The 13,373-nt window shown below is 38.8% G+C and carries 15 protein-coding genes; 10 read left to right on the top strand and 5 right to left on the bottom strand.

From position 1 onward, the window contains the following. Positions 1 to 59 precede the first annotated feature (59 nt). From PCY06_RS01650 to PCY06_RS01625, 6 genes are all read left to right on the top strand, one after another. Positions 60 to 725 (top strand): GTP pyrophosphokinase family protein, encoded by a 666-nt coding sequence (locus PCY06_RS01650; protein ID WP_061601304.1) that lies wholly within the window; start codon positions 60 to 62, stop codon positions 723 to 725. After that, positions 709 to 1,533 (top strand): NAD kinase, encoded by an 825-nt coding sequence (locus PCY06_RS01645; RefSeq protein ID WP_012000622.1) that lies wholly within the window; start codon positions 709 to 711, stop codon positions 1,531 to 1,533. Before PCY06_RS01650 ends, PCY06_RS01645 begins: the two co-directional genes overlap by 17 nt. Next, entirely contained in the window at positions 1,523 to 2,410 is an 888-nt protein-coding gene (locus PCY06_RS01640) for an RluA family pseudouridine synthase (protein ID WP_301386953.1), read from the top strand. The genes PCY06_RS01645 and PCY06_RS01640 overlap by 11 nt, the downstream gene beginning before the upstream one ends. Before the next feature lie 21 nt (positions 2,411 to 2,431). Continuing rightward, a complete protein-coding gene (gene pta / locus PCY06_RS01635; RefSeq protein ID WP_301386952.1) occupies positions 2,432 to 3,409 on the top strand; it encodes a phosphate acetyltransferase in 978 nt (325 codons plus the stop codon). 65 nt (positions 3,410 to 3,474) lie between these two features. Beyond that, complete coding sequence (gene mutY / locus PCY06_RS01630; RefSeq protein WP_082307619.1) at positions 3,475 to 4,623, top strand: A/G-specific adenine glycosylase; 1,149 nt, start codon at positions 3,475 to 3,477, stop codon at positions 4,621 to 4,623. A gap of 29 nt (positions 4,624 to 4,652) precedes the next feature. Continuing rightward, positions 4,653 to 5,318, top strand: a complete 666-nt coding sequence (locus PCY06_RS01625; RefSeq protein WP_225791191.1) for a hypothetical protein — start codon at positions 4,653 to 4,655, stop codon at positions 5,316 to 5,318. Positions 5,319 to 5,425: 107 nt separating this feature from the next. Here PCY06_RS01625 and PCY06_RS01620 read toward each other — a convergent pair whose 3' ends face one another. From PCY06_RS01620 to PCY06_RS01600, 5 genes are all read right to left on the bottom strand, one after another. Beyond that, positions 5,426 to 5,773 (bottom strand): PedC/BrcD family bacteriocin maturation disulfide isomerase, encoded by a 348-nt coding sequence (locus PCY06_RS01620; protein ID WP_082307620.1) that lies wholly within the window; start codon positions 5,771 to 5,773, stop codon positions 5,426 to 5,428. 111 nt (positions 5,774 to 5,884) lie between these two features. After that, complete coding sequence (locus tag PCY06_RS01615) at positions 5,885 to 7,603, bottom strand: phospho-sugar mutase (protein ID WP_053794585.1); 1,719 nt, start codon at positions 7,601 to 7,603, stop codon at positions 5,885 to 5,887. Between the two features lie 236 nt (positions 7,604 to 7,839). Continuing rightward, positions 7,840 to 8,403, bottom strand: coding sequence for an ECF transporter S component (locus PCY06_RS01610; protein ID WP_045773368.1), 564 nt, complete (start codon positions 8,401 to 8,403; stop codon positions 7,840 to 7,842). After that, on the bottom strand, positions 8,387 to 8,938 hold the full coding sequence (gene coaC / locus PCY06_RS01605) for a phosphopantothenoylcysteine decarboxylase (RefSeq protein ID WP_082307621.1): 552 nt from the start codon (positions 8,936 to 8,938) through the stop codon (positions 8,387 to 8,389). Before coaC ends, PCY06_RS01610 begins: the two co-directional genes overlap by 17 nt. Then, positions 8,935 to 9,627, bottom strand: a complete 693-nt coding sequence (locus PCY06_RS01600) for a phosphopantothenate--cysteine ligase (protein WP_082307622.1) — start codon at positions 9,625 to 9,627, stop codon at positions 8,935 to 8,937. Before PCY06_RS01600 ends, coaC begins: the two co-directional genes overlap by 4 nt. Before the next feature lie 152 nt (positions 9,628 to 9,779). Between PCY06_RS01600 and PCY06_RS01595 the strand changes: the two genes are divergently transcribed. The 4 genes from PCY06_RS01595 (at position 9,780) to PCY06_RS01580 (ending at position 13,370) form a co-directional block, all read left to right on the top strand. Continuing rightward, positions 9,780 to 10,304, top strand: coding sequence for a hypothetical protein (locus PCY06_RS01595; RefSeq protein ID WP_012000612.1), 525 nt, complete (start codon positions 9,780 to 9,782; stop codon positions 10,302 to 10,304). Positions 10,305 to 10,486: 182 nt separating this feature from the next. Next, positions 10,487 to 12,157: a formate--tetrahydrofolate ligase gene (locus PCY06_RS01590; RefSeq protein WP_082307623.1), complete on the top strand. Its 1,671-nt coding sequence runs from the start codon at positions 10,487 to 10,489 to the stop codon at positions 12,155 to 12,157. Between the two features lie 71 nt (positions 12,158 to 12,228). Continuing rightward, the gene (locus PCY06_RS01585; protein WP_082307624.1) at positions 12,229 to 12,765 is read left to right on the top strand and encodes a GNAT family N-acetyltransferase; all 537 of its coding nucleotides are present in this window, start codon (positions 12,229 to 12,231) and stop codon (positions 12,763 to 12,765) included. Further along, positions 12,762 to 13,370 carry a DUF5052 family protein gene (locus PCY06_RS01580; RefSeq protein WP_008809155.1) on the top strand — a complete coding sequence of 203 codons (609 nt, stop codon included), beginning with the start codon at positions 12,762 to 12,764 and terminating at the stop codon, positions 13,368 to 13,370. Before PCY06_RS01585 ends, PCY06_RS01580 begins: the two co-directional genes overlap by 4 nt. Positions 13,371 to 13,373 lie beyond the last annotated feature (3 nt).

Below are 13,373 nucleotides of genomic sequence, written 5' to 3'. Positions count from 1 at the left end.
TAATAATAGACGTATTTATTTTATATAAAATAATTAAAAATGACAAGGTGAGCGCGTTTATGGAGTGGGAACAATTTTTAGACCCTTATGTCCAAGCTGTTGGTGAGTTAAAAGTCAAACTGCGTGGGATTCGAAAGCAATACCGCAAGCAACAACGACACTCACCTATAGAATTTGTAACCGGTAGGGTCAAGTCTATTGAAAGTATTCAAGAGAAGATGGTTATGCATGGAATAAGTTTAGAAAACTTAGCCCGTGATATGAATGATATTGCAGGACTTCGAATTATGGTTCAATTTGAGGATGATATCACTGAAGTTCTGAAAGTCTTGCGTCAGCGGAAAGATATGAAGATTGTTCTAGAGCGAGATTATATCACTTATAAGAAGCCAAGTGGCTACCGTAGCTATCATGTGATAGTTGAATATCCTGTTGATACAATTGACGGTAATAAAGTTGTCTTGGCTGAAATTCAAATTCGGACCTTAGCCATGAATTTTTGGGCGACAATTGAGCATTCTCTGAATTATAAATATAAGGGAGAATTTCCTCAAGAAATTAAGGAAAGATTGGAAATAACAGCTCGAATTGCCTATGAATTGGATAAAACAATGGGTGAAATTCGCCATGATATTCAAGAGGCTCAAGTTCTGTTTGATCCGCCTTATCGGAAGTTAAATGATGGCGTAGGAAATAGTGACGATACAGATGAAGAATACAGATAAAAAGATTGCAGTTTTTAGCAATTATAAACCTCAAAGTAAAGAAGTCTGCCAATTATTGATTAAGAAACTAAGGCAGAATCGTTTCATTTTAACCGATAAAAATCCTGATATAGTTATTTCTGTAGGTGGAGATGGCATGCTCTTGTCAGTTTTTCACAAATATGAAAAACAATTAGATAAAGTTCGTTTTGTCGGTGTTCATACTGGACACTTAGGGTTTTATACTGATTATCGAGATTTCGAAATTGACAAGTTAATAGATAATCTAAAATTGGACACAGGTGCTCAGGTTTCCTATCCGATTTTAAATGTTAGAATTTTTCTTGAGGATGGTTCTGTAAAAACTAAACTAGCTTTGAATGAAGCTACAATAAAGCGATCAGATCGGACTATGGTCGCTGATGTCATGATTAACCATGTGGCCTTTGAACGCTTCCGAGGGGATGGGATTTCAGTTTCTACTCCGACAGGCAGTACGGCTTACAATAAGTCCTTAGGTGGAGCAGTTCTCCATCCGACAATCGAGGCCTTGCAAATTGCTGAGGTGGCTAGTCTTAATAATCGTGTATATCGTACTTTGGGCTCGTCTATTATTGTTCCCAAAAAAGATAAGATTGAAATCTTTCCAACTCGAAATGATCAGCATACGATTTCGGTGGATAATAGAACTTATACTTTCAAGCATATTGCTAAGGTTGAATTTCAAATAGATAATCATAAAATACATTTTGTCGCTAGCCCAAGTCATACGAGCTTTTGGAACCGAGTTAAGGATGCCTTTATTGGAGAAGTAGACGATGAGATTTGAGTTTATTGCAGATGAACATGTCAAAGTCAAAACTTTTCTCAAAAAACATGATGTTTCAAAGGGGCTTCTTGCTAAAATTAAGTTTAGAGGCGGAGGTATTTTAGTAAATGACGAACCGCAAAATGCAATTTACTTGTTAAGCATTGGTGATAAAGTTACGATCGATATTCCCAAGGAAGAAGGTTTTGAAAGTTTAGAAGCGATTTCGAAAAAACTAGAAGTGGTTTTTGAGGATGATCATTTTTTAATACTTGATAAACCAGCTGGAGTCGCAAGCATTCCTAGCGTGAACCATTCTAATACTATGGCTAATTATGTCAAAGCTTATTATATAGATTCTGGTTATGAGAATCATCAAGTCCATATTGTGACACGTTTGGACAAGGATACTAGCGGTCTTATGCTATTTGCCAAACACGGCTATGCCCATGCACGATTGGATAAACAATTACAAAAAAGAGCTATTGAGAAGCGTTATTTAGCCCTGGTTAAGGGAGATGGTCTTTTAGAAAAAGAAGGGGAAATTATTGCTCCGATTGCGCGTGATGAAGATAGTATTATTACACGAAGAGTTGCCAAAGGAGGTAAATATGCTCATACTAGTTACAAGGTGATTGAGCAATTTGGCAACATCTATCTAGTGGATATTCACCTTCATACAGGAAGGACGCATCAGATTCGAGTTCATTTTTCACATATCGGCTTTCCACTTTTGGGAGACGATTTATATGGTGGAAGCTTAACTGAAGGTATCAGTCGCCAAGCTCTTCACTGTCATACTTTGAAATTTTACAATCCATTCAGTGGAGAGGAAATTGGACGTGCCAGTCCTCTTCCAACAGATTTTGAACATGTAGTTCAGACATTTAAAAATTAATTAAGAGGAGATTAACAAAATATGAAAATTTTTGATGATATTCGTGATGCCTTGCAGGATAAAGAAGTGAAAATTGTCTTGCCTGAAGGAGAAGAACCTCGTATTCTTCAAGCAACTAAGCGCCTTGTAAAAGAAACTAGTATTACTCCAGTTCTTTTGGGTAATCCTGAAAAAATTCGTATTTATTTAGAAATAGAAGGAATAACAGAAGGGTATCAGGTCATTGATCCTACAAACTGTTCTTGCTTTGAGGAAATGGTGGAAGCTTTTGTCGAGCGTCGTAAAGGAAAAATTACTGCAGACGAAGCGCGTCAATTGTTGAAGGAAGATGTCAATTATTTCGGTGTTATGCTAGTCTATCTTGGTAAGGTTCAAGGAATGGTTTCAGGCGCTATTCACTCTACAGCAGCGACTGTTAGACCTGCTCTTCAAATCATCAAGACTTTGCCATGGGTTTCGCGCACTTCTGGTGCCTTTCTAATGGTTCGTGATAATGAGCGCTACATTTTTAGTGACTGTGCCATCAATATTGATCCAGACGCCAATGTTTTAGCAGAGATTGCTATTAACTCAGCTTTGACAGCACAAATTTTTGATATTGATCCGAAAGTTGCCATGCTCAGCTATTCTACCAAAGGTTCTGGTTTTGGAGAAAAGGTTGATAAGGTCGTAGAGGCAACTAAGCTGGCTCAGGAAATGCGTCCAGATTTGGCTATCGATGGCGAATTGCAGTTTGATGCAGCTTTTGTGCCTGCAACTGCAGAGCTGAAAGCACCTGGTAGTCCTGTGGCTGGTCAAGCGACTGTCTTTGTCTTCCCTAGCATTGAAGCTGGTAATATCGGCTACAAGCTGGCAGAACGTTTAGGTGGCTTTTCTGCAGTAGGCCCTATCCTACAGGGGCTTAATCATCCAGTTAATGACCTTTCTCGTGGATGTAATGCGGATGATGTTTACAAGCTGACCTTGATTACAGCTAGTCAGGCAGTTGGTCATTATTAAACGATATGAGATAATTGGGGGGCGTAAGCTCTCCAATTTTTTTATCCTTATGCTATACTAGATTTATGTTAGATTTGAAAGAATACGGAATTGAGATGTGGGAGGCAGATAAAATTGCCTCTTTTCGCGAGAAATTATTGACTTGGTATGATGAAAACAAACGTGACCTGCCTTGGCGTAGGTCCAATAATCCTTATCATATCTGGGTTTCTGAGATTATGCTGCAACAGACTCGGGTGGATACGGTGATTCCTTACTATGAGCGTTTTCTTGACTGGTTCCCGACAGTAGCTGACTTAGCACAGGCACTAGAAGATAGACTGCTCAAGGCTTGGGAAGGGTTAGGCTATTATTCGCGGGTGAGAAATATGCAAAAAGCAGCTCAGCAGATAATGACAGATTTCGCTGGAAAATTTCCTGATAGCTATGAAGGAATTGCTAGTCTCAAAGGGATTGGACCTTATACGGCTGGTGCTATTGCTAGTATTGCCTTTGGTCTAGCTGAGCCTGCGGTGGACGGCAATGTCATGCGGGTGCTGAGTCGATTATTTGAAGTTGATTTAGATATTGGCCAACCCAGCAATCGGAAGGTCTTTCAGGCTATGATGGAGATTCTGATTGATCCAGATAGACCCGGAGATTTCAATCAAGCACTGATGGATCTGGGGTCAGATATCGAATCCCCTGTTAATCCTCATCCAGAAGACAGTCCTGTAAAGGAGTTCAGCGCAGCTTATTTGCATGGAACTATGGATAAATATCCTATTAAAGCACCTAAAAAGAAGCCTGTTCCGGTCTATCTTCAGGGCTTGATTATCGAAAACGAGCAGGGACAATTCTTGCTTGAAAAGAATGAGGCTACTGGCTTGTTATCGGGTTTTTGGCATTTTCCCTTGATTGAAGTTGAGGAATTTCAAACTGAAAATCAGATGTCCCTCTTTGAGATAGCTGAAAATCAGCCAAGTCTGGATTTGTCTCCTCAAGAAAGTTTTGAACAGGATTATGATTTGATTGTCGATTGGCAGCAGGAGTCTTTTCCAAAGGTGCAACATGTCTTCAGCCATCGCAAGTGGCATATCCAGCTAGCTTATGGCCGAGTTAATGATAGCCAGATCGTAGCTGATGGAGAGGTCATGTGGCTACATCCAGATGAATTTGAGAAGTATCCTTTTGCCAAACCCCAGCAGAAGATGTGGGAGGCATTTAATAAATGAACGTTCATTTCAATTTAGAGCATAGGTTTATGAAGAAAGAATGGGATTATGTAACTTATATGGATTATAGACCAGATTATTCAGATAAAAATTTTATAGGAGCTCGTAGTATATTTGCTAGTATTCTCTATTTTATATTAGCATGTTTCAATTATTTTTTGGCTTTTGCATATTTTGCTTTTATTCGCGAATTATATTCTAATCATGCAAAAATCAGTTCTATCTTAATTTGTTGTTTTATTTGTTACAATTTATTTTTCTTAATTCGTGAGTTAAATTTTAAAATCCTTCATTGGTGTGGCTATCATGCCTTACCTGAGTTAGTTAAGTTCGGTAGCGGAAGCTATTCCTTTCACTTGCCTGTCTTCGAAAGACATACCAAAAACTATAAAGTCTATTACAGTAAAAGATCAAAGAAACATCAATTTCTCTTCTTAGTGAGCTATATTTTATATTTGAATTTAATTTTAGGAGTTCTTTTGCTCTTCTCATGTGCATACTGGGATATGTTCATTGAGAGTTCATCGGAATTTCAAAATTGGCACGCTCTTTTATTTATCTTTTTAATAATCATCCTGTATTTCTGTATTGAAGCTTTATTTAAAAAATATAAACTTTGGTTTAAAAATTATTTTAAACTAGATGATAAAATAGTAGAACACGGCTTTCCGATATATGCTTTGAAAGAAAAATAAAAGACAAACAATATAGTTTGTCTTTTTCGCTTTTAAAATAACTTATAGACCTTCTCGCTCTGTAAGGAGAGAGGCTAATAAACTATCCTTTAGATGGAGATTTGTGCTTAAATTCCGGCAAAAGCTTTAATCTCATCTGCAGTCATAGAAGAATCACAACGAACTGCTACTTGGCCGTCTTGAACATGAACAAAGCCAGGAACCGTCGGAATGCTATATTCAGAGCGGAAGGCTTGCAGTTTCTTTAATTCACTAGCTTCTTCACTGTTAATGAAGTAGATGTGTGCTTTAGTTTCAGCTACGACACCAGCTAATGTTCCAGCAAACTTACGGCAGTAAGGGCAAGTTTTACGACCAACGAAGAAAGTTGCTGTCTCTTTGTCAGCAATCGCTTGACGAGCACGATCAACAGTTGTGACTTCTAAGTCTTTAATATTTTGAGCAAATTGTTCCATAAATCATCCTCTTTTCTTTTGATAAAACTAGTATGCCATAAAGTTTCTAAAATTGCTTAGATTTGATACGAAAAAAAGATGAGATTGGTTGCTCTCATCTTTTATAATTTCTTATTTTACAAAAGCGTTGATTTCCGCTTCGATATTTGCAATCTTAGCTTGTGAATCTTCGTTGCTTTCACCTACAACTGCAATGTAGAACTTGATTTTTGGTTCAGTTCCAGAAGGGCGAACAGCGATCCATGAACCATCCGCAAGTGTGTATTTCAAAACATCACTTGGAGGTGTTGTCAAGGTTGTTACAGTGCCATCTGCAGCAGTAGAAGTTTGGGCTTTGAAGTCTTCTACGACAGTGATAGCTGTTGCATTCCATTCTTTTGGAGCATTGTTACGGAACTTAGCCATGATGGCTTTGATTTGTTCAGCACCGTCTACACCTGAAAGAGTCACAGAGATGGTCTTTTCAGCATAGTAGCCGTACTCTTTGTAGATTTCTTCGATACCGTCAGCAAGTGTCAAACCACGTGAGCGGTAGTAGGCAGCAAGTTCAGCAACGACAAGAACGGCTTGGATGGCGTCTTTATCACGTACGAATGGTTTAATCAAGTAACCGAAGCTTTCTTCAAATCCCATCATGTAAGTGTGGTTGTGTTTTTCTTCGAATTCTTGGATTTTTTCAGCGATAAATTTGAAACCAGTCAAGACGTTGAACATAGTTGCGCCGTAGCTTTCAGCAATCTTCGTTACCAAATCAGTTGATACGATGGATTTGCAGAGAGCAGCATTTTCAGGAAGAGTTCCAGCATTTTTGTGGGCTTCCAAGATGTACTTAGCCATGATAGCACCGATTTGGTTACCTGAAAGGTTGAGGTAGCTACCATCTTTTTGAAGCACTTCCACACCAACACGGTCAGCGTCAGGGTCAGTTGCGACAAGAACATCTGCACCAACTTGACGACCAAGTTCTTCGGCAAGGGCAAAGGCTGCTTGGTTTTCTGGGTTTGGAGACTTAACTGTAGAGAAGTCAGGGTCTGCAGTTGCTTGCGCTTCAACAACTTGAACAGAGTCAAATCCTGCTTGGGCAAGAGCACGACGAGCCAACATTTCACCAGTACCATGAAGTGGTGTGTAGACAATCTTCATGTCTTTACCAAATTCTTCAATCAAAGCTGGATTGATGTTCACATCTTTCACTTCTTTTAGGTACTCTACGTCGACAGCTTCGCCGATGACTTCAATCAAGCCAGAAGCTTTTTCAGCTTCTACATCTGCAACTTCAACAGCGAATGGGTTTTCGATAGCACGGATGTAAGTTGTCAAAGCATCTGCATCGTGTGGAGGCATTTGTCCACCGTCTTCGCCGTAAACCTTGTAACCGTTAAATGGAGCAGGGTTGTGGCTGGCAGTAATCATGATACCTGCGAAACAGTTGAGGTGGCGAACGGCGAATGAAAGTTCTGGAGTTGGACGAAGGCTTTCAAATACATACGATTTGATACCATGTTTTGCAAGAACTGCAGCAGATTCAAAGGCAAATTCTGGAGAGAAGTGACGACTATCGTAGGCAATTGCCACACCACGTTCTTTTTCATTTCCACCTTTTGACTCAATCAAACGAGCCAAACCTTCAGTCGCTTGACGGACAACATAGATATTGATGCGGTTTGTACCAGCACCAATCAATCCACGCATACCAGCAGTACCAAATTCAAGATTGGTATAAAAGGCATCTTCCTTTGTTTTTTCATCCATATTTTCTAAATCTTGACGAAGGTAGTCTGGAAGATCAGCGAAATCGACCCATTTTTGATAATTTTCTTGGTAAGTCATAGAATGTCTCCTTTATTTAAAAAATGAAGAGAGGAAAATCATGATAAATCATCCCGCTCTTGAATATATCTAATCGCTTTCATTGTAGCATATTTTCACTTATTTTGAAAGGTCAGATATAGAAAATGATGAAATACTTTTGAAAAAATTTTTTAAAGAATTTCAAATAAATCATATAGAGGAATTCAAAAAAGGACAGATAGATAACTGCCCTTACAAGATTATTGATTAGAAGATTATTGCTTAACTTTTTCAAGTGCAGGAACGATAGTTATTGTCAAGACTACCGAAATAAGTAACTCTGCAATTGAATTTGCGGATAAAACAACAGCAAGCATAGCTTGGATATTACCTTGATAGACATTTGAAAATAGGAAGAAGATTCCTCCCAAGACAAAAATGGTATTAGTAGCAGAACCAACTGCTCCAGCTAAAGCTAAACCAAGTTTGTTATGTAGGACTTTGTAGACAAGATAAGGAGTGAGACCGATTAAAATGCGGGGCACCATAGCGATCATAAGCGAATGTAGATTTCCGTTTGGTACAAAAGGGCTAAAAAGATAGCTACTAGGAATAAGTACTATGGTGTTAGTAATCACACTAATACATCCCATTAAGAAACCTAAGACCATTCCAACCTTTGGACCGTATAGAATACTAGCAATAATAACAGGTATATGAATAATCGTTGGTTTAATTGGTACTGGCAGAAGGTTGAAAATCACTGAGCTAAGCAGATGCAGTACCAACATAATGGCAAAGAAGATAGCAATTTGAGCAATTTTAGACTGTTTTTTCATAAATAAGTTCCTTTACTGTATCAATAATTGTGTCAATCTCAGCTAGAGCACCTGTCCCCTGATCACCACAGGCTAAAACAGCTTCGCGTGGTTGGATAATCTTCCATCCAAAACGTTGCAGACGCTCCAAATTGTGCTGAGTTAGCGGGTTTTCATACATTTTTGTGTTCATAGCTGGTGCCAAAATTTTCTTGGTTTGAATAGGTAAGGCCAGAGCAGTAGCTGTCACCATATTATCAGCTAAGCCGTTGGCTAATTTAGCGATGGTATTGGCTGTAGCTGGCGCCAGCAAGAAGAGGTCAGACTCTTTGGCAATGGCAATATGATTAACCTTACTAGGATCAGGCTCTTGCATGATATCAAGAGCAACCAACCTTTGTGATAATACTTGCAGAGTTAGAGGTGTGATAAATTCTGTCGCAGCTTGTGTCATGAGGACAGCCACATCAAAGTTCTCTTTCTTTAGGCGACTAGTAATATCTGCTGCCTTGTAGGCTGATATGCTACCACTAACTGCTAGAGTAATCTGAGTCATGTTTTTGCCTCCCTGTGGATATATTGGTAGAGGAGTTGAGCAATCTCAAGCTTGGAATGTGCTTGCGTCACCCTATCTTTTTCAACTAGATAAGCTTCATGCCCTTTCTCAGTAATTTTATTTAAATCATTGGCAACAATAATATCTGCTTTGTTTTTTTGGAGACTGGCTCGCGCAGTCTCAAGTAACTTTTCCTTAGGAACATCAACCAAGAGTTTGAATCCAATCAAGCGAATGTCGGGATTCCATTGTTTTACTAAGGAGATGATTTTTGGTGTTTTTTTAAGGAAAAGTACCTGGACATCATCCTGAGAAGAAATCTTGCTTTCTGAGTTAGACTTATTCAGTAATTCTGTAAGGTCAGAGCTAGCTAAAACTTTATCAAAGCCTGTCATATAAACTGGAGTGTAGTCAGAAACTGCCATAGCATGAATTAGTACATCGTGCGTGTGTACAAGTTGCTCCAGCTTTTCATGAAGCTCTGCGACATTTTCAATTTCTACTGTAGTAAGATTGGGATGTAGTAGAGGACGGACAGCCTTGGAAGTCGTTACTAAAGTCACTCGGTCACCCTTATTTAGGAAAGTTTCGGCTATAATTTTTCCTAACTGTCCAGTTGAATGATTGGTAATAGAACGGACTCGATCGATTTTTTCACTTGTTCCACCTGAAGTAATCAATATATTCATAGCCTTATTTTACAAGAAAAAGTAAATTTAGTAAAATAATTATATTTACAGAAAGCTACTGAGAATTAAAATTTTGAAAACAGATTGAAGTTACTTGTTTCTTATCAAGATTCTGTATGAATGATTGTATGTTATTGAAAAAAGGAGAGAGTATGGAGAAAGAGAATTATCAGTTTGAATATTATGCTGGTTCGAATTTTTATTTTACAAATTTGATGTTTATATTGGTCATGTTTGGATTTGGAATTGTTGCTTTTATAAGTATATACATGGATATTGATAAGGGCATAGAGCATGGTTTGTCGCACTCTACCTTAATGATTATATTCTTAGCTGCGATCTTTGGCGGAATCATACTCTATCTAATAAAAAATATATTTAAAGAAAAAGAGAGTAAGGTACCAATTCTAGCTGGGAAAAAGGATGAGTTCGTCTTTCGCATTGATGATGAACAAATTAGTATTCCATGGAAAGATATTCAAAGAATTTCTTATAAGAAACGTTCCGAATATAGTTCTGAAGGACATAGAAGTGTAAAGCATTATATTTGTCCCTATACCCAAGCTGGTCCTGATTACGAAATTTCAATTGATAAATTAGATGAAGACCAGTATGATATCTACGATGTCTTAAATAAATACCATCCGGAGATTCTTTTGACTGGATTTCTTGATTAAAGGAATTACAACTTAAAGTTTAGATTTCTATAAAGATTCAAGTGAATTTCATAATTTTATCTGATGAATTCTAGTTTTCGCAAAGCAAAACACTAACAATATTTTTTAAAAAGAGTTAAATTGTGTAGGTTTTACTCTTTTTTTGTTATAATCTATATACTAAATGAATGAAGGAGAATTTGATGAAAACAGATATCGAAATTGCTCAAAGCATTGAATTACAGCCTATAGTGGATGTGGTGAAAAAAATTGGCATCGACTATGATGACTTGGAACTATATGGTAAGTACAAGGCTAAGCTTAGCTTTGATAAGATTTCTGAGGTAAGAAAAAATCCAGTTGGTAAATTGATTTTAGTAACGGCTATTAATCCGACTCCAGCAGGTGAAGGGAAATCAACTATTACCATTGGTCTTGCGGATGCCTTGAACAAGATTGGCAAGAAAACTATGATTGCCATCCGCGAACCGTCTTTGGGTCCAGTAATGGGGATCAAAGGAGGAGCAGCTGGCGGTGGCTATGCGCAGGTCTTGCCTATGGAAGATATTAACTTGCATTTTACTGGAGACATGCACGCCATTACGACGGCTAACAATGCCTTGTCTGCACTCATTGATAATCATTTACATCAAGGAAATGCTTTGGGAATTGATCAGCGGCGCATTATCTGGAAACGTGTGGTTGACTTGAATGACCGAGCTCTGCGCCATGTGACTGTTGGCTTAGGTAGTCCAGTCAACGGTATTCCACGCGAAGATGGCTTTGATATCACGGTTGCTTCTGAAATTATGGCAATTCTTTGCCTAGCTACGGATATTGAAGATTTGAAAAATCGCTTGGCAAACATTGTCATCGGTTATCGCTATGACCGCTCACCAGTCTATGTTCGTGACCTTGAGGTCGAAGGTGCCTTGGCTTTGGTATTGAAAGATGCGATTAAGCCAAATCTAGTTCAGACTATTTACGGAACACCAGCCTTTGTTCATGGCGGGCCGTTTGCTAATATCGCCCACGGCTGTAACTCTGTTTTAGCAACTAGTACAGCGCTACGCTTGGCTGATTATACGGTGACTGAAGCAGGATTTGGGGCAGATCTTGGAGCTGAGAAATTCTTGGACATTAAGACTCCAAACTTGCCAACCTCTCCAGACGCAGTAGTTATTGTTGCAACCCTTCGTGCTCTTAAGATGAATGGCGGCGTAGCTAAGGATGCACTGACAGAAGAAAATGTAGAAGCAGTTCGTGCAGGTTTTGCTAACCTTAAACGCCACGTTGAAAATATCCGTAAGTTCGGTATTCCAGCAGTTGTTGCTATTAATGAATTTGTTTCTGATACAGAAGCTGAAATTGCAACCTTGAAGGAACTTTGTGCAGAAATCGGAGTACCGGTTGAGCTAGCCAGTGTATGGGCTGATGGCGCTCAAGGTGGTGTATCTTTGGCTGAGACTGTAGTCAAAACCATTGATGAAGAACCAGCTCATTACACTCGCCTCTATGACAATGATTTATCTATTGAAGAAAAAATCGAAAGAATTGTCACAGAAATTTATCGTGGTTCAAAAGTAAACTTTGAGAAAAAAGCGCAGACTCAGATTCGCGAAATTGTCAAAAATGGCTGGGACAAGCTACCAATCTGTATGGCCAAAACACAGTATAGCTTCTCAGACAATCCTGCTGCTCTGGGTGCGCCAGAAAACTTTGAAATTACCATTCGTGAATTGGTACCAAAACTTGGAGCAGGCTTTATCGTGGCTTTGACAGGAGATGTCATGACCATGCCAGGATTGCCAAAACGTCCTGCAGCACTCAATATGGATGTTGCAGCAGACGGCACAGCGATTGGTCTATTTTGATCATGGTTTAAAAGACTCGTTACGAGTCTTTTTTGGTATAATAATGAAAATACTGAGAACATGGAGTCATTATGGAGATTAGATTAGCTAAGCCATCAGATGCTAGATCCTTGTTAGATATTTATGCGCCTTATATAGAGAAAACAGTCATCACTTTTGAATATGAAGTGCCGACCATTGAGGATTTTGCAATTAGGATTGAGAAAACATTGGAAAAATATCCTTACCTGGTAGCAGAAGAAGATGGTGTGATCTTAGGTTATGCTTATGCTTCGACTTATTATGCGCGTGCCGCCTATGATTGGGCAGTGGAATTATCTGTATATGTCAGTCTAGATTCTAGGGGACAGGGAGTTGGCACTAAGCTTTATGATGCGCTAGAATACCTGTTAGATCAGATGGGATATGTGCATTTTCTAGCCTGTATTTCTCTGCCAAACGAGGCTAGTCTAACTTTGCACCGAAAAAGAGGCTACCAGCAAGTAGCGCATTTCCCTAAAATTGGCTATAAATTCAACCGTTGGCACGATATTGTTTGGCTACAAAAGTCTTTAGAAAAGGATGTTAGACCAATCAAGCTTTTAAAAGAAAGGGAGTCGGAAGTATGAAAAAGAAATATCTAATTATTTTGTTGTTATCCATTGGTTTAATTACCTTATCCGGTTGTCAGATGATTGAGAACTGGATTAAAAATGCCAAAGAGGAATGGATTGGTTTAGAGATGACAGTTCGCACTTATGATGAAAATTCTCAGCTTATTGACCAGATGTCAGGTAAGTCCCTATCCATCTCGCGTAACGAGGAGTTTGATTCAGTTGATGCGGAAGGAAATTCCAAGGAAGACTCTTCTGTGCTAAAAATAACTTTGGGTAAGTATGAGATTGACCATGTGGGCTCTTCTCTGATTGCAGAAGAAAAAGGTTTGAAAGATGTGTTTGCCCAGTATCAAAAGACGGCAGATGTTGAGGAGAATAGTCATTCTGTCCCTGTTTTAAATCGTATGATTTCAGCCTTTAAAAACGACTTTACTGGAAAGAAAAAAGTCATTCTAATTCGCTCTCAAAACGGCACTCCGCTAGCTGCTTATGCTGGCGATCGTGTCTCTCTTGATAAATCTGATGCTCCTAAAACATCTGAGCTGCTGATTGACGGCAAACGTCTCGTGATATATCGCTGTGACTACACTATTTATGATCGTGAATTGCTGGAGTAAGCT

The organism is Streptococcus sp. SG1 (genome assembly GCF_030439935.1).
GTDB lineage: Bacteria > Bacillota > Bacilli > Lactobacillales > Streptococcaceae > Streptococcus > Streptococcus gordonii.
This window is presented reverse-complemented; position numbering and strand designations above follow the sequence as displayed.